The sequence below is a fragment of the Lysinibacillus sp. NPDC097287 genome (genome assembly GCF_044761695.1).
Lineage (GTDB): Bacteria > Bacillota > Bacilli > Bacillales_A > Planococcaceae > Lysinibacillus.
In genome coordinates this window covers 76,929-93,788 of sequence record NZ_JBIWCX010000012.1, presented here as the reverse complement: position 1 = coordinate 93,788, position 16,860 = coordinate 76,929, and the positions used below count along the sequence as shown (strand labels likewise).

The 16,860-nt window shown below is 37.4% G+C and carries 16 protein-coding genes; all 16 read right to left on the bottom strand.

The genetic code is table 11. The features are described 5' to 3' along the window. Window positions 1-178 precede the first annotated feature (178 nt). The 16 genes from ACIQ2D_RS16205 to ACIQ2D_RS16130 all read right to left on the bottom strand — a co-directional run bounded on the left by ACIQ2D_RS16205 (window position 179) and on the right by ACIQ2D_RS16130 (window position 16,664). Complete coding sequence (locus ACIQ2D_RS16205) at window positions 179-565, bottom strand: hypothetical protein (RefSeq protein ID WP_402865813.1); 387 nt, start codon at window positions 563-565, stop codon at window positions 179-181. A gap of 99 nt (window positions 566-664) precedes the next feature. Then, window positions 665-1,426: a tRNA threonylcarbamoyladenosine dehydratase gene (locus ACIQ2D_RS16200; protein WP_402865811.1), complete on the bottom strand. Its 762-nt coding sequence runs from the start codon at window positions 1,424-1,426 to the stop codon at window positions 665-667. Between the two features lie 848 nt (window positions 1,427-2,274). Further along, complete coding sequence (locus ACIQ2D_RS16195) at window positions 2,275-3,255, bottom strand: N-acetylglucosamine kinase (protein ID WP_402865810.1); 981 nt, start codon at window positions 3,253-3,255, stop codon at window positions 2,275-2,277. A gap of 120 nt (window positions 3,256-3,375) precedes the next feature. Beyond that, on the bottom strand, window positions 3,376-4,458 hold the full coding sequence (locus ACIQ2D_RS16190; protein ID WP_402865808.1) for a DUF871 domain-containing protein: 1,083 nt from the start codon (window positions 4,456-4,458) through the stop codon (window positions 3,376-3,378). Window positions 4,459-4,606: 148 nt separating this feature from the next. Continuing rightward, a complete protein-coding gene (locus ACIQ2D_RS16185; protein WP_402865806.1) occupies window positions 4,607-5,938 on the bottom strand; it encodes a PTS sugar transporter subunit IIC in 1,332 nt (443 codons plus the stop codon). 51 nt (window positions 5,939-5,989) lie between these two features. Beyond that, window positions 5,990-6,310, bottom strand: coding sequence for a PTS lactose/cellobiose transporter subunit IIA (locus ACIQ2D_RS16180; RefSeq protein ID WP_402865804.1), 321 nt, complete (start codon window positions 6,308-6,310; stop codon window positions 5,990-5,992). Window positions 6,311-6,323: 13 nt separating this feature from the next. Beyond that, window positions 6,324-6,635: a PTS sugar transporter subunit IIB gene (locus ACIQ2D_RS16175; protein ID WP_402865802.1), complete on the bottom strand. Its 312-nt coding sequence runs from the start codon at window positions 6,633-6,635 to the stop codon at window positions 6,324-6,326. Between the two features lie 233 nt (window positions 6,636-6,868). Next, on the bottom strand, window positions 6,869-8,029 hold the full coding sequence (locus ACIQ2D_RS16170; RefSeq protein WP_402865916.1) for a GNAT family N-acetyltransferase: 1,161 nt from the start codon (window positions 8,027-8,029) through the stop codon (window positions 6,869-6,871). Window positions 8,030-8,079: 50 nt separating this feature from the next. Then, window positions 8,080-9,801, bottom strand: coding sequence for a phosphoenolpyruvate--protein phosphotransferase (ptsP, locus tag ACIQ2D_RS16165; RefSeq protein ID WP_402865800.1), 1,722 nt, complete (start codon window positions 9,799-9,801; stop codon window positions 8,080-8,082). Beyond that, on the bottom strand, window positions 9,795-10,064 hold the full coding sequence (locus ACIQ2D_RS16160) for an HPr family phosphocarrier protein (RefSeq protein ID WP_402865798.1): 270 nt from the start codon (window positions 10,062-10,064) through the stop codon (window positions 9,795-9,797). The genes ptsP and ACIQ2D_RS16160 overlap by 7 nt, the downstream gene beginning before the upstream one ends. Before the next feature lie 18 nt (window positions 10,065-10,082). Next, window positions 10,083-10,802, bottom strand: a complete 720-nt coding sequence (locus ACIQ2D_RS16155; RefSeq protein WP_402865796.1) for a sugar isomerase domain-containing protein — start codon at window positions 10,800-10,802, stop codon at window positions 10,083-10,085. A gap of 4 nt (window positions 10,803-10,806) precedes the next feature. Further along, complete coding sequence (locus ACIQ2D_RS16150) at window positions 10,807-11,529, bottom strand: GntR family transcriptional regulator (protein WP_402865794.1); 723 nt, start codon at window positions 11,527-11,529, stop codon at window positions 10,807-10,809. A 17-nt stretch (window positions 11,530-11,546) separates the two neighbouring features. After that, on the bottom strand, window positions 11,547-12,719 hold the full coding sequence (gene nagA / locus ACIQ2D_RS16145; protein ID WP_402865792.1) for an N-acetylglucosamine-6-phosphate deacetylase: 1,173 nt from the start codon (window positions 12,717-12,719) through the stop codon (window positions 11,547-11,549). Window positions 12,720-12,959: 240 nt separating this feature from the next. Next, window positions 12,960-14,831 carry a PTS fructose transporter subunit IIABC gene (locus ACIQ2D_RS16140; RefSeq protein ID WP_402865790.1) on the bottom strand — a complete coding sequence of 624 codons (1,872 nt, stop codon included), beginning with the start codon at window positions 14,829-14,831 and terminating at the stop codon, window positions 12,960-12,962. Window positions 14,832-15,000: 169 nt separating this feature from the next. After that, window positions 15,001-15,915, bottom strand: a complete 915-nt coding sequence (pfkB, locus tag ACIQ2D_RS16135) for a 1-phosphofructokinase (RefSeq protein ID WP_402865788.1) — start codon at window positions 15,913-15,915, stop codon at window positions 15,001-15,003. Further along, the gene (locus ACIQ2D_RS16130; RefSeq protein ID WP_402865786.1) at window positions 15,912-16,664 is read right to left on the bottom strand and encodes a DeoR/GlpR family DNA-binding transcription regulator; all 753 of its coding nucleotides are present in this window, start codon (window positions 16,662-16,664) and stop codon (window positions 15,912-15,914) included. Before ACIQ2D_RS16130 ends, pfkB begins: the two co-directional genes overlap by 4 nt. Window positions 16,665-16,860: the final 196 nt, after the last annotated feature.

Genomic DNA, 16,860 nt, shown 5'->3' with positions numbered 1-16,860 from the left:
GCTTTCCCCTATAGCAGTCATGTACATCCCAAACAAAAATTGACCTGATGTCTCTATCTATTGGAATTATTCAAATTATAGCAATAAACTAAAAGAAGAAGTGAACTCATGAAAAAAATAAGGCAATTTCGTGAATTAATAGCATTTTATGGACGTAAGCTCCATAGTTATGGTAGATTTATACTCTTTGTACATAGTATTCAAACAGTGACTGTTCCTTTTTAACATCAACTATTTCCATAATGCAACCATCTACATACTTTCTAATTCTTTTATTAGGTACATAAAAATAGACATTGTTTTTCACAAGCCAATTGCTTAGTGTGAACTCACCCTCGGAATCCTGCGAAATTAAAATATTTTTATGGCGAAGGACATCTGCCATTTTATAAAAGTTCTCTGATAATTCATAAGCGGAAACATCAAAATTAAAAATTGGCACAACCACTTCTCCTGGGTCAAAAATATGTAACGTTTGTTGTGCTTCATCAATTGCTAATTCAACCGTACTAATTTCATCGAATATATTTAACCCTCGATATTCCATTTGATAAATTTGCTCCATATGAACGCCTCCTCTTTTTTGACGTTCCTATTGTAACATAAGAAGACCATAAAAAAAGACATGCAATTAAAGTAAATCCTGCATGTCTTTTTTCTCCATTTAATCTTGAACGCGTGTAATTTTCACATCTGCTAAAATTGTATTAATGACCCAACTCGCTGCGATTAAACCAGCTACTGATGGCACAAAGGCATTAGAAGATGGCGGCATTTTCGCTTTACGAATTGCTGCATCTGGTTTTCCAACATGCTCAACTACATCCTGACGTACGACAATCGGGCTTTCATCAGAGAATACAACCTTCACACCTTTATGAATTCCCTCTTTACGAAGTTTCGTACGAATCACTTTTGCTAGTGGATCTGTATGTGTTTTTGAAATATCTGCAATTTGGAAGCGTGTTGGATCCATTTTATTGGCTGCCCCCATACTAGAGATAATCGGGATATTGCGTCTCAAACATTCCTTCATAATATGAATTTTATAAATCACTGTATCACTTGCATCAATGACATAGTCAATCCCTTGCGCGAAGAAATCTTCATATGTCTCCTCTGTATAAAACATATGCATGTCAATAACTTCACATTCAGGATTGATGTCTGCAATTCGCTCTTTCATTACAGCTGATTTTGATTTTCCGACTGTCGAAAGATACGCAACTAACTGACGATTCACGTTTGTAATATCAACGTTATCTTTATCAACTAAAATAATACGACCAACGCCACTTCTCGCACACGCCTCTGCCGCAAACGAACCCACACCACCAACGCCTAAAATAGCGACCGTTGTATTTTTTAATTTATCGAGCCCTTCTGAACCTATAGCTAGCTCGTTTCTTGAAAATTGATGTAACATAACTACACTCTCCATTTATATGAATTTTCTCTTCATAAATCCATTATACCTACTGATCAAAAGTAAACCTAGTCATATACTATGAAAAAGGCAAATTTATTTGTATATTTTATCATGGATTTCTCTAAGTGAAAAATGGTATCAAAAAAGTATCCTTGGATAGGGATACAAAAGAATTAATATAAACAGACAGAAGCTGATTTTTGCTCCGAGCGGACGCTTTCCGCGGGCTTGGCTTCAATCTCCTCGCCACTGCGTTCCTACAGGGCTTCAGCTTCAGCTCAAGCTCACCCCGCTGGAGTCGCCACTCTCCTCAAAAATCAACTATTCCCCATATCATAACCTAGGCGAAAAGCTTAAACAAAAATTGCATTCTATTATGACTACGATAAAGTGCAGATAAGAGTATAGATTTACTCATTTTTTAACCATACAGTGTTATGCAAACAACACCGTGGTTGTCTACAAACTGAAGAATATTTTCAATAGTAATTATATGAATAAGGTCTGCCGCTTTCAACCACTTACTCGCAAAATTAGATTAGTCCATTCTTGTTCACTCCCTCATAAAATAAATGTCTTATTTCTAATAAATATCTAGTTGATAGAAGTGGAAGGTGGCGACTCCTAGGGGTTCAGCGAGCAATTTGAGACACTACAGGAGCAATAGAGGAACGAAGGCTCAAAGCTCGCCGCCTGTAGCGGAAATCAACGGTTGCCTTAAACAACCTCTAATAATCTTTTACAAAGAATTTATTAACATATTCGTTACTCAATAAAGTGAAAAAGTATCCTTCAACAAGGATACTTTACGATTTCAAACAATATATTTTAGTATGTAGAATCTCTTAAACACTCCACTGTGTATAGTTTAGATGAAATGCCTCTACAAAGTTCTTATCTATTTGGATTCCTTCTATTTTTAACGCACCTACCACGGCTCCACCAATCGGCTCCAGCAAAGTTGGGATGAAATGTACTGGTAGCTGCTCCACCGTTGCTAATTGCTTTAGCTTCGGTAGGAAAAGTGTCGAGTTAGAAAATACACCACCCGCTAATACGACTGGAACTGTCCCTTCTCCCCACGACATCATATAGTAGCATGTTTTAATCGCATGATAGAATTTTTCACATGCTTCGTGAATAATGACATTTGCGACTACATCCCCTTTTTCAGCAGCCTGATGCACATACCTACTTAACGGCGCAATCATCGTTCGCGGATGTTCCTCCTGATAAACACATTCAATCAATTCCGGTACACTATCCACAGCAAAATGCTCTAATACAGCATCACTTAATGCTGTCGGCAACGCTCTCCTATCATAGCTTTGAAATACAGCCCTAAGTGCTTGTATGCCAAGATCATATCCACTACCCTCATCATCAAACAAATATCCCCATCCACCTACTCGATGTACATTTTGCATACTATCGTAACCCATCGTAATGGTACCTGTCCCAGCAATTTGTACAATGCCTTCATGTCCAAGTGTGCCTGAGTAGAGAGCAATGACAGCATCATTTTCAATAACGATTGCTGCAGTTTTACCGATATATTCACGTAGTATTGCCTCTACAGTTCTTTCCGCAGTTTTCTCCTTAACACCTGCCATGCCTGCGAAGCAACTGTGAATAGTTGCAAATGCTTGTGGATTTTGTACTTGCAATGCCTCTAGCATCTCGCGAATCGTAGCTTCAAAATGCTGTGCATCCATCGCTGTCGGATTACTACGTCCTGTTATGATTTTTGCGTGCACTTGACCAAATTCATCGCAAATAACGGCTGTCGTTTTTGTACCTCCACCATCAATTGCTAATACATACATAGCCTCTCCCCCTAAGCTTTCTATCAACCAATTATGCTTCAGCGTAATCGTCACTTCTCTTTTTCACAGGTAAAAGGATCGAGCTAATACTTCTAGACTCAACCCTTTTATCACTACACACTATTTTGTAAAACCAAATGACGACCACGGTTGAATTTGTTTTAGTAAAAAACGCTCTTCTTCTACCACTTTTGCCACTACATTCGTACAACCTGAATTTGGCATTTCTTTTAAGACCACTTGTAATTCACCTTTGTAACGAATATCCAAATCATTATCGATAGTAACATCACCCGGCTCTAAATCATGTGTATCATGTGCAGGAAAACTTTCATTTTTAAACTTTACACGTGATTGTGTACTACGAATAACATATTCTGAAACATCCCCACGATTAAAGTGTGGTTCATTAAATATAACTGCTTTTTCTAATGCATTCGTTTCGGCATTAGGTATGACTTTTAGCTCTAGCTTATTCCGATTTAATTGCCCCAATGCCCGTAGTTCTTCCTCTGAAGCATACATATTCCCAATAATACAATCATCAATCAAGCCTGTATGCCACAGATCTTTAGCTTGAACAGTTATTGGCAAATGCCTATGTTCTTCTAATGTAGGCAAACCATGTGGCGTTTCTTCCCAAGGACCATATTTAGCATGCTGCGAAGAAATCATAGCAGCTGTACGAATATGATTATCTTTAAACAGTTTAGATACCACTAAAAAGTGTTGCCGTGAAAGGCCTGTATACTGTCTTGGATAAAAATTATGACAACCAGTAATATTCTCTTTGTTCGGTTGGTAAGATAAAATATTTTCGACGTACTTTGTGCCATTACTAATATTTAGCTCTACTTTCAAATTACAAGCATCTAGTGACATGAATGCTTCCTCTTGACCTGAGAATCCCATATCTAAACGCAACGCAGCTAAATGATAATGCTCTTTAAAATAAGCAATATCTCTATACGTTAAGCCTTGTTCCTCAAACACTTGTGGTGCAATATCAGCAGAAATATCAAAGCCTAGTTGTTTAGCAAATAGATTGATTTGTTGTAGCTTTGTTCTTTCCTCATCGTTTTTCATCGACATTAGGCATGTGAAAATACGAGTAAAACCATTTTCATGCGCTAACTGAATGTAGTTTTGCATGTCTTGTAATGTACTATGTTGAGGATATAGCGAAATACCTAATTGTCTCATTTAAATACCTCCGCTGATTATTTAATGAATTACGCCTCGGCGTAATTCCGTCTAGATTCAGAAAAATGCGACTGCAGTTTTCTGAATCTAGACATCCGCCAGAGGCTTAGAATTTATTTACTCAGTGTCCTATCGCTTATTGAAAAAGTTAAACTTTTACTTTCTCCATTTCAACTTTTTCCACATTTACCGCTTCAAGCTTACTAACTTGCTGTGCTGCTTTGTTTGCTTCTTGTTTTGCGATACGGTTTGCCATCGCTATGAATGGTAGATAAATACTTACTGCCACAACAATCAGCACGACACTCAGTGCAGCTCCACGCCAAGATTGAGTTACTAAAAATCCGTTAATAATTGGCGGTGTTGTCCACGGTGCTGCAACAGTTGCCGCTGGAACAAATCCCCACTTTGTTGCAAAGAAAGCAATTGTAACATTGATCATAGGTGTCAAAATAAACGGTATAAATAAAATTGGGTTTAATACAATTGGTAAACCAAATAGTAACGGTTCATTAATATTGAATATCCCTGGTGCTGCGGATAATTTCCCTACTGTACTATATTGTTTATTTTTCCTCGCGATAATGAAAATCGCAATAATGAGTGCAATAGTCGTACCAGATCCACCCATGTTTATGAAAGCATCGAAGAATGGTTTGTTTACAATATATGGAGCAACTTCACCAGCTGTAATCGCCGCAACGTTGGCTTCAATGGCTGGTAGATTAATAGATTGCATAAATGGCTCGATGATATTTGCACCATGAACACCTAAAGTCCATAGGAACGCTGGAATGAACGCTAAGAGTAACGCTGCAACCCATGTATTTGTTAAGCCCATAAATGGCTCTTGAATTGTCGAATAGAATGTACCCACAATATCCGGAATACCGAAACCTGCAGAAATAATCGTACGCACTAATGCTAATATACCAATAGTAATAATTGCTGGCAGCAAAGCTGCAAATGATTTCGAAACTGCTGGTGGTACCCCATCTGGCATTTTAATTAATAGTTTACTATTGCCTGATAATCTACAAAATATTTCTGTAGAAATTAATGCGACTATAATGGCTATAAATATCCCGCCAGTGCCGGTTGTTAAACCTGTTAAACCACCTTCACCAAAAGTTCCAAATGTCATATAACTTGATAGACCAATTACCCCTGCAGAAAGTCCATCCTTGTCATAGCTTTTCGCTAGATTATAAGCTATAGAAAATGCTAGTAATAGAGAGAGGATACCGAATGTCGCTCCCCAAATATTGCCGCCCCATTGCGTCCAAGTTTCATGCTTCCAAATTGAATCTAGCGCATTTTGATAAAACGGAATAGGCAGATTGTTGACTAGTACTGCTAATGATCCAACAATTGTTAGTGGCATGATTGTAATAAAACCATCACGAATTGCGACTAAATGACGTTGACTTCCTACCCTTGCGGCTACCGGAACAAATTTTTCTTCTAAAAAACGGAACATCGTATACACTCCCCTTTGTGTTTTCTTTATCATTAACACCTAATTTAGATGTTATTCCCCTTTGATACGTTCATACAAATCTATCATTTCTTTTGCTAAGTCTCGAAAAGTGATTGAATTCATCAAATGATCTTGCGCATGTATAAGCAACATGGTTACTTCCACTTTTTCGCCTCTAGCTTCTTGAGTTAGTAAAGCTGTTTGTGAATGATGAGCTGCTGTTAAAGCTTCGTTTGCTAACTCAATCTTTTTTCTCGCCTCATCAATCTCGCCTGCTTTTGCTAATTGAATGGCTTCCATACATTCACTTTTTGTATTTCCACTATGGATAATTAAGCCCATAATGGATTCCATCATTACTGCTTCTTCCATTGCCATTCCTCCCTTATCCGATAAGCTTTAGTGCCTGCTTCAATACATTTTCGCCGTTCATCATACCGTAGTCCGCCATGTTAATGACATCGATTGGTAAATTCAGCTGCTTGTATTTTTTTTCAAATGTTCCTTTTAAATAACGTACTTGTGGTCCAAGTAACAATACATCCGCTTCTTTGTCTGCTAAAACTTTATCGACTTCACTTTCAGCGATGGCATAAATGTCAGCCTCAATATTTTGTTCTTGTGCTGCCTTTTGCATTTTGGATACAAGTAAACTCGTACTCATACCTGCTACACAAACTAACATAATGTTTTTCATATTTAGCACCCCTTCATTAAAATGTAATCGCTTTCGTACACTGAGAATAGCATTTATTGGTATATACCACAACACTTTTTTACACATTTTTTACACATTTTTTCCCATAAAAACATACTAAAATTATTGGGCTATTGCCTTAATACTGGTAAATAAATGATATAACACAACTGGTATAGTCCACAAAAAACTTCAAAAAATTTTTCAGAATCTCACGACTGTTCACTGGTTACTTAAAAATACTCATAAAAAACTGGCCTACTACTAGGAATAGCATCTTGCCAATTATCGATCACTTCCTTTAATACCTCTTTGTTTGCATATATAATTGTGTCCCTTACAGAAAGGTATCCGACCATCATTGCTGAAAATATGTTGATTGGTAATGCTAAGATATGATTATCCTCGATCGAATTATCCTCGATTTTCTCCACATCACCATTTTTATTTATTTTATAGAGATGTTCATTCCAAGGCCCAAATACATCTTTAATACTTAAATACAAAGGTTGAGTTATATCCTCCCATGGATAACGTTTCAAAAATTCAAAAACATCCACTATTCTTACCATGACATCTTTCGTAATTTCTTGTTTAAATTGAGGTTGCTCAAAATGAAAACCAAAGCGGCAATCATTCGAGGTAATACCTTCAATTTTATTTACACTTGCAGTATGCGACGTGATAAAGCGCCATATAGCTTGTTCAGCTACGATATCCTCTGCTACAAAGTCTTTAACCAAGAAAGTTAAATTACTTATCTCATAGCGCACATAACCCGCTATTTGATGATCACGGTAATAGGCAGCTAAATGACTGTCCGGTTCTCTCCTCGCTATACGTTGCCACCATGCACTATCGCGCTTCATACTACCGTTATTTAGTAAAGCTTGCTCATTAAAGAATTGTTGGATATCCTGAAAAACATCCTCGTCTGGCCATTCAAAGCTCATTCGCTTTACGTCATCCACCTGTTGACCGAAATTAGGAAACGCCTCCGTCGGGATCGAATAATGCAGTTTTTCAAAAAATAGCTCCCACCCAAAATAACGATAAAAAGACACTGAGAAAGGGGCTAGTACAGATATGAATTGCCCATTGTTACGCATTTCAATTAATGCTTTAATCATTAGTTTTTTCATAATTCCTTGATTACGATTTTCAGGATATGTCGCAACAAAACCAATGCCACCCATCTCATAATTCATACCATGCACCGTCATATTAAGTGGGAGCACCAATAACTGACCAACAACTTTTTCCCCATTATATGCACCTAGCGTTTGGCTATGCTGCACCCAATAGTGAAAATCCTCACGACGCGACCCTACATATTTGTTTGGAAAACAATAATCCCTTAATCGATGGACTTGTGGATAGTCTTCTTGTGGAATCGATTTAATTTCTATAATAGATACCCCCTTCCATTCTCGAAATCTTCAATCTATTGATGATAGACTACCAGATGATTACGTACGTAATGCTCGACATCTTCTGCAGTTGATAGCATCATTATGTGCTCGATATGTTCCATTAACGGCTCTCGCGAAAGCTTCGTAATTTGCGCACGGGTCTTTAATATAGCCGACGCATTCATCGAAAACTCATCTAAACCTAATGCGAGTAATATAGGGATTGCAATCTCATCCCCCGCCATTTCCCCACACATGCCTACCCATTTCCCTTGACTATGGGCTGCATCAATAACTGTTTTAATTAGTCTTAGAACAGCAGGGTGATACGGCTGATATAAATAAGAGACATTTTCATTCATACGATCTGTTGCCAATGTGTATTGGATTAAATCATTTGTACCTATAGAGAAAAAGTCCGCTTCCTTTGCAAATAAATCTGCAATAATAGCTGCTGATGGAATTTCAATCATCATACCGACTTCAATTGTTCCAGACACAGCAAATCCTTCATTTTTTAAATTTTGCTGTTCTTCCAGTAATAATGCTTTTGCCGCTCTGAACTCCTCAACTGTAGCAATCATCGGAAACATAATCTTCAAATTCCCAAACATACTAGCCCGTAATAAGGCACGTAGCTGCGTGCGGAAAATCTCTTGCTGATCTAAGCACAAGCGGATCGCACGATAGCCTAAAAAAGGGTTCATTTCTGGTGCCAACTTTAAATAAGGTAGATTTTTATCGCCACCAATATCTAAAGTCCGTACAACAGTTGGTTTGTCATGCATTTTCTCAAGCACAGCCCGGTAAACAGCGAATTGTTCTTCCTCATTCGGTAACTCCTGTCGATCCATATAAAGAAATTCTGTCCGAAATAGACCGATACCGTCTCCGCCATTCGTGACAACTGTATCGACATCTTCTGGCTTACCGATATTGCCACCGATTTCCACAGTGTATCCATCTGCACTCTTACTCTCTAAGAAGCGATATTGCGCAAGGTCTCGTTTCTCTTTTTCATGCGCCTCTTGTTGGTTGATGTAATATTGCGATAATTCTTCCGTTGCGTTCATGATGATTGTTCCGTTTGTGCCATCTACAATTACGGGCGCACCATGTTTTATAGTCTTTGTCGCTGTTTTTGTACCCACGACTGCAGGAATTTCCATTGTACGAGCCAATATCGCTGAATGTGATGTTCTACCACCAATATCTGTAATAAAACCCTTCACATACCTTGTATCTAACTGCGCAGTCATCGATGGTGTTAAGTCTTCTGCCACTATAATAACGTCTGTAGTCAAACGGCTATAATCGGGTATTGTCACGCCCAGTAAATGCGCTAAAATGCGTTTTGCAACATCTCGAATATCGGCAGCTCTTTCTCGCATATAATCATTATCCATCGACTCAAACATAGCTATAAACATAGAAGATACTTCATGCAAAGCGTATTCGGCATTAATACCTTCATTGATTTTTACTTCTATAGCAGACAGCATTTCAGGATCTTCAAGTAATAAAAGATGTGCAGAAAATATTGCTGCTTTTTCTTCACCAAACTTATGTCTAGCCATTTCACATATTTCTTGTAGTTCAAGCTTTGATGTTGCCACAGCATTCTTAAATCTAGTATTTTCTGATTCTGTATTTGACACTTCAACCCTAGAAAATGATAAATCTGGTTCTATTAAACAATAAGCTTTTGCTAGGGCGATGCCGTTGGAAACAGCAATCCCCTTCAATTCTAGCATTCTTCACCAATTCCTTTTGAAATGATTACTTCTGTTACAGTCTTCATAAGCTTGTCAGCATCTGCACCCTGTGCCGAAATCGTTACAACACTCCCTGGTGAAATACCTTGTGACATCACGCCCATTATAGACTTTAGGTTGACTGATTTATCTTTATAAGTTAGTTCTACCTCAGCTTCAAATGGTGTTACGGCAGAAACTAAAAGTGCTGTTGGACGTGCATGTAAACCTTCTGGCGTAGTAATTTTATATGTTTTTTTCATAGATAAAACCTCCTATTATTATTTAAAGTCAATTCGACCTTCATATTTGGTAATCATTAAGGTGTTGTGATTTTGATCGCTTGTTACATTTGTGCTTTCAAAAACAGGCAAGACATCCATTTGGTCCGCCATTTTTTCAATCACTTGGCTCAATAAAGTATTTAGTATTGTAGAGCCAACAACTGTTGAAGCTGGGCCATACTGCATGCCAGAACGACTAAGTAATCCATCACCAACAGGAACATGGGTATCTAACACAAAATCAACAATATCCTCAAGGCGTTTTTCACTTTTATGTCGTGTTGTATGTTCTTTATAGTCTAACGACTGAAGTGACATCACTGGTATCCCCTGTTCTTTTGCTAATAATGCAGCATCAATCGGTGCATTATTACGCCCAGAAGTGGAAATGACCATCAGAATATCCTGTTCATGAAAATTAAATTGATCTGCATAGCTGTGAATGATGTCTGGATCTTTTTCATTTGTGGAAGAAGTAAGTGCCCCTGCATGAAGCGTTAACGGCTCTATAATGATTGGGCGTACTGGCACAAGGCCTCCTGCACGGTAATATGCCTCTTGCGCCAATAAATGTGAATGTCCACATCCAAACAATTGTAAAACGCCCCCATTTTGAAGTCGCTCTACGATTACTTGTGAAGCTCTTTCTATACTTACATGCTCCTTCTCTAAAACACGAGACAGAAGTTTTTGTACTTCTTGAAAATAAGTATGCATATTATCACCTTTTTATTTCACTTATGAATTTGTATCGATCAGCACGATATATACTTCGTACTAATTCGAATGGGATACCGTCAGCTAAAAAACTTGTACGTTTTATGATTAAAACAGGAGCAGTGCTGTTGATCTGCAAATATTTACTATCCTCATTTGAGACAATCGCAGCCTCCATTTGTTGAATGGCATTACCAATTTTCTGATGAAATTTAGCTTCAATTAATGCATATAGAGAACCCATAATTTTCTTTTCATCCAGTTCAGGATACACTTTGACTGGGATATACGTTCTTTCTATAGCCATCGGTTTTGAATCTGCACTTCTTATCCTTACAACAAAGAATACCTCTTCGCCTTGTTCTAAGAGTAAATCACGTGCAATATCCATCGGTGGCACGATTTTTTCAAAGCGTAATACCTTACTACTCGGCTCCATACCTCTAGCTTTCATATCCTCTGTAAAACTTGTTAAACCCATTAACGGTTGTTCTAATTTTGGATTAGCCACATACGTGCCTCGCCCTTTTTCACGATACAATAAACCACTATTCACTAAATTTGTAATGGATTGGCGTACTGTCATTCGACTTACATCGAACTGCAAGGATAATTCCCTTTCAGAAGGTATATTTTCACCAATCTTATATTCTTCTAAATAAATACGTTGTTTTAATATTTCTTCTATTTGTACATAGATAGGTATATGAGAATTTTTATCTAACAAAATTTGCACCATCCTTACTACACTTCTTCTTTAGCATTCTCAAATACTACTTTACCTCGACAAATAGTTTTTTGTACATTCAATTTTTGATCTACTATAACAAAATCAGCATCAAAGCCTTCTGTAATATAGCCTTTTGTTGTTAGACGTAATTGCTCTGCTGCGTTAGTTGAAGACATTGCGACAAGCTCTTGTAGCGAACAATTTGTCACAGATTGCATATTTTTCACCGCTAAATCCATTGTTAGGACACTTCCAGCTAGTGCGCCATTTGATAAATGTGCACCCGTTTTTGTCACAGAGACAGCTTGACCACCTAAATCATACTCTCCATACGATAGCCCTTTTGCACGCATTGCATCTGTAATTAAAATAATCCCCAATGCACCCTTTAAACGATACGCTAACTCGACAGCTTTTGGATGACTATGCACAAAGTCCACAATCACTTCTACTTTCACATTATCTTCTACTAAGACACTTCCTACTACGCCTGGCTCTCGATGATGGAACGGTCTCATTTGATTAAATAAATGCGTCGCTTGCTTAGCCCCTAATTGCACAGCTTGTTCTACTTCTTGAGTTGTGGCATCTGAATGTCCTATCGAAACAACAATCCCATTTTTACTAAGTTCTTCAATAAATCCGAAACCACCTTCGATTTCAGGCGCTACTGTAATTTGTTTAATACGTTGCCCACTTAATTCCTGCCATCGATTAAATTGTTGGATAGACGGTAGCTTAATATATTCAATGGGTTGTGCTCCTGCTCGTTTTGTTGAAATATACGGGCCTTCTACATGTACCCCAAGAAGTTCAGCCTCATCTTCAGCACTTTCAAAGTGTGCAACATTTGCTAATGCCTTTTCAATAGCAGAACAAGATTGTGTCATCGTTGTTGCTAGAAAGCTAGTTACACCCTCTTTTACTAACGAACGTCCCAAACTATGAAGTGTATCTTCTGTTGCATCCATCGCATCATTGCCTGCAGAACCATGAATATGCATATCAATATAGCCTGGGAACAAAATCCAATCCTTGCCCTTCGCATCGATAGCTTGCTCTGCTACAGCCGATAATGCTTTACCAACTCTTTTAATTCGACCATTTTCAATGAATACATCACCTTCAAATGGAACTTGATCATGATTCACAATTGTGACATTTGAAATTAAAAGTGTATTGGTCAATTTTACACCTCCATAAGAAAAACAATTTCTCTCCCAACTACAGGTATAGTTGTCTATACCAATTATAAAGCGTTTGCAAATAAAAATAAAGCAATTTTTACTGTTATACGCAAATTTTTCTTATTCTATGCTTTTTTATCATAAATAACGTGAATTTAATTAATAATGAGACATTTCAACAAATTAAGGGCGCCCCATTAGTCAACTTAGCTAACTAATTAGACGCCCTCTCGTTATAACTTACACTTTTTCTTGAATTGGTTTTTTCCAGAATCCAACCATAACCGCCGTAACAACGGCACCTATCACTAATGATACTAAGTACATTAATGGATTTTTAACAGCCCAGATTACGAAAATACCACCGTGTGGAGCTTGTAATGTACAACCGAAGAATAAAGCCAAACCACCAGCGATAGCCGCACCGACAACAGAACTTACGATAACACGTAATGGGTCTGCTGCTGCAAATGGAATGGCCCCTTCTGTTATGAAAGAAAGACCCATTACATAGTTTGTTTTACCTGCATCACGTTCTGCTAACGTAAATTTATTTTTAAAGAATGTTGTAGCAAGTGCCATTCCAAGAGGCGGAACCATACCACCAATCATAACTGCTGCTTGAGGAGAATAATTACCAGCATCAATCATCGCAATACCGAATGTGAATGCTGCTTTATTAATTGGTCCCCCCATATCAACTGCCATCATACCCGCTAGGATAATACCTAAAAATACGATATTTGTTCCACTTAAACCATTTAACCACGAAGTTAATCCGTCCATTACAAACTTCACTGGTGTATTAACAACAAAAATCATGATTAAGCCGACAATTGTCATACCAAAGAATGGATATAATAATACTGGCTTAATTCCTTCAAATGATTGAGGTAAATGTGAGAATAGTTTCTTCAATCCAATTACTACATAACCTGCTAAGAAACCAGCAACTAATCCACCTAGGAATCCTGCACCACCAGATGCTGCTAAGAAACCACCGACCATACCCGGCGCTAATCCAGGACGATCTGCAATACCCCTAGCAATAAATCCAGCAAGTACAGGAATGAGTAATGCAAAGGCATTACCTGAGCCAATAGTATTTAGAGCTTCAGCTAATGTTCCTTCCGCGTTAATACCACCAATTAAAAATGATAAAGCAATTAATAAACCGCCACCAACAACAAATGGTAACATATTAGAGATACCATTCATCAATGGTTTATAGAAATATTCTTTAAACCCGCCTTCAGATGTTGGTTCTTCAGTAGTTCCAACAGTTTCACTTGTTGCTTTATAAATAGGCGCATCTTGCTTTAAAGCACGATCAAGTAACTCATCTGTTTTACGAATACCCGCTGCAACAGGAACTTTAATGACATGCTTACCTGCAAATCGGTCCATTTCAACTTGCTTATCAGCCGCAACAATAATCGCTGTTGCTTTTTCAATTTCTTCTGCCGTTAATGCACCTTTAACACCTGTTGACCCATTCGTTTCAACCTTAAATGCAATTCCTCTTTCTTTCGCTTTCGCCTTCAAAGCATCAGCTGCCATATACGTATGAGCAATACCCGTAGGACATGCTGTTACCGCTAAAATTAATTGTTCATCTTCTTTAACTTCTGCAGTTGCTTCTTCTTCGCCGTCTTCTTCTTTTTCTTTAGCATCAATTATTTTGATAACATCTTCTGGAGATTGTGCTGCTAATAAATCTTCACGAAACTTGGCATCCATCAATAAGGAAGAAAGACGAGATAATGTTTCAAGATGCTCATTATTAGCACCAGCACTTGCTGCAATCATGAATAAAAGGTGCGCTGGTTTTCCATCTAATGATTCATAATCTACACCATTTACTGATTTTGCAAATAAAATTGATGGTGTTTTTACTGCGTCTGTTTTTGCATGAGGGATTGCAATTCCTTCACCGATACCTGTAGTACTTTGAGATTCTCTTTTTAAGATCGCTTCTCTATAGCCATCTAAACTGTTTAAACGACCAGCTATATCTAATTTTTTAGTCATTTCATCAATAGCTGCAGATTTGCTAGTAGCAGCTAAATCGATAATAACGGTATCTTTTTTTAATAAATCCGTAATTTTCATCGTAGACCACCTAACCTTAATTTTCTTGATAGTTACACGATTCAATAAAGAATCAATTTTTCTCTAGTTGCTAAATCTTGGCTAAATGCAGTTGCACGATCTGTTATGTCGGCAACTTGAAATGTTTTAATTAAATCTTGCTCTTTCGAATAAGTTCCAATAATTCCAGCTACTTAATTTTCTTGATAGTCACTTGATCCAATAAAGAATCAATTTTATCTTTAGTCGCTAAATCTTGGCTAAATGCAGTTGCACTTCCTGATGCGACAGCAACTTGAAATGCTTTAATAAAGTCTTGCTCTTTTGAATATGTTCCAATAAAACCTGCCACTAATGAGTCACCAGCTCCTACAGAATTAAGCACTTTCCCTTTCGGAACGGTAGCACTATAAACTTCACCATTTGTAAATAGAAGGGCCCCATCACCAGCCATTGAAACAATTACATTTTCAGCTCCCATTTCTACAACCTTTTTACCGTAAGGAACTACCTCTTCAACAGTTGTAATTGTTGCTCCGAACAATTCACTTAACTCATGATGGTTCGGTTTAACTAAAAAAGGCTTATCTTGTAATACTTCTGCAAGAACTTTACCACCTGCATCAACTACTACTTTCACTCCGCGCTTACCGTACTCCCTCGTTAAATCTGAATAGAATGTTTTAGGTAGTGAAGAGGGTATGCTACCTGCTAAAACGAGTATATCGCCTTCTTGTAAAGTTTCTAACTTCATAAATAAATCCTGAATATTTTTTTCGCTCAGAGCAGGTCCTTGTCCATTAATTTCTGTTTCTTCCCCTGTCTTCAGCTTTATGTTTATCCGCGAGTCTTGTTCTACTTTTACAAAGTCAGTATGAATCCCTTCACTTTCTAACGTATTTTGAATGAATTCCCCGGTAAAGCCTCCTAAAAAACCTAATGCTTTAGAGGGTACGTCAATCGTGTTTAGAACACGTGAGACATTAATCCCTTTTCCACCCGGAAATTTACTTTCACGATCGATGCGATTTAAATGACCGATTTGAAAATGGTCCACCTCAACGATAAAATCAATGGATGGATTCAGTGTTACTGTATAAATCATGATGTCACAACCTTCATGTTTGTTTTATCTAAGTATTCTTTCATAGCTTCATTATCTAGATTGGTTGTTATAATACCTGCCTTTTCAATCTCCGCTACTTTTGCAAAGAATGTTTCTGTGAACTTACTTTTATCAGCCAAAACAAACGTTTCTTCAGCTAATTCTATTGCAATTTTCTTCAGAACAGCCTCTTCTGGATCCGGCGTAGTAAATCCAAAATTCACATCTATACCGTTCATACCTAAAAAACACTTATCAAATCTAAACTGCTTTAAATTCTCTTGAGCTACAGAACCCACTATAGCTTTAGTATTCGCTTTAATCCTTCCGCCTATTAAATAAGTCGTTATATTTGCTGAAGTTAATGCATCAACATGCATTACACCATTGGTTACGATTACGATTTTTTTATTCGTTAAAAACGGAATCATCTCTGAAACAGTCGTTCCTGCATCGAGATAAACACAATCCCCATCACGAATCATACTTGCCGCAGCTTCTGCAATTAATTGCTTATCATGAAGGTTTTTGGATGATTTATCTTGCATATTAGGTTCATCTATCTTTGAATATGGTTGTGTTGCTCCCCCATGAATTCTCTTCAAAAGTCCTTGCTCCTCTAAAAGAGCTAAATCTCTCCTAATTGTTGATTCAGATGATTTTGTTCTTTGTACTAAGTTTTGCAAGTCAACTACACCATTTCGAGTTAATAAATCTAAAATAATTTGATGACGTTCCGCTGTTATCATAACCCTACACCCTCTTGTTCATTCATTCACCTTACAATGTAATTATAGTACAACAAAAAATCAAAATCAATCATTTTCAGCCAAAAACAATCAAAACAAACTACTTTCTTTTCGATCTCCTTTATTATGCGTTGATTATCGAAATAAAAACGCTAAAAAAGGTTTCACTTAGATTTACTGGCCTGTTTATTAACGA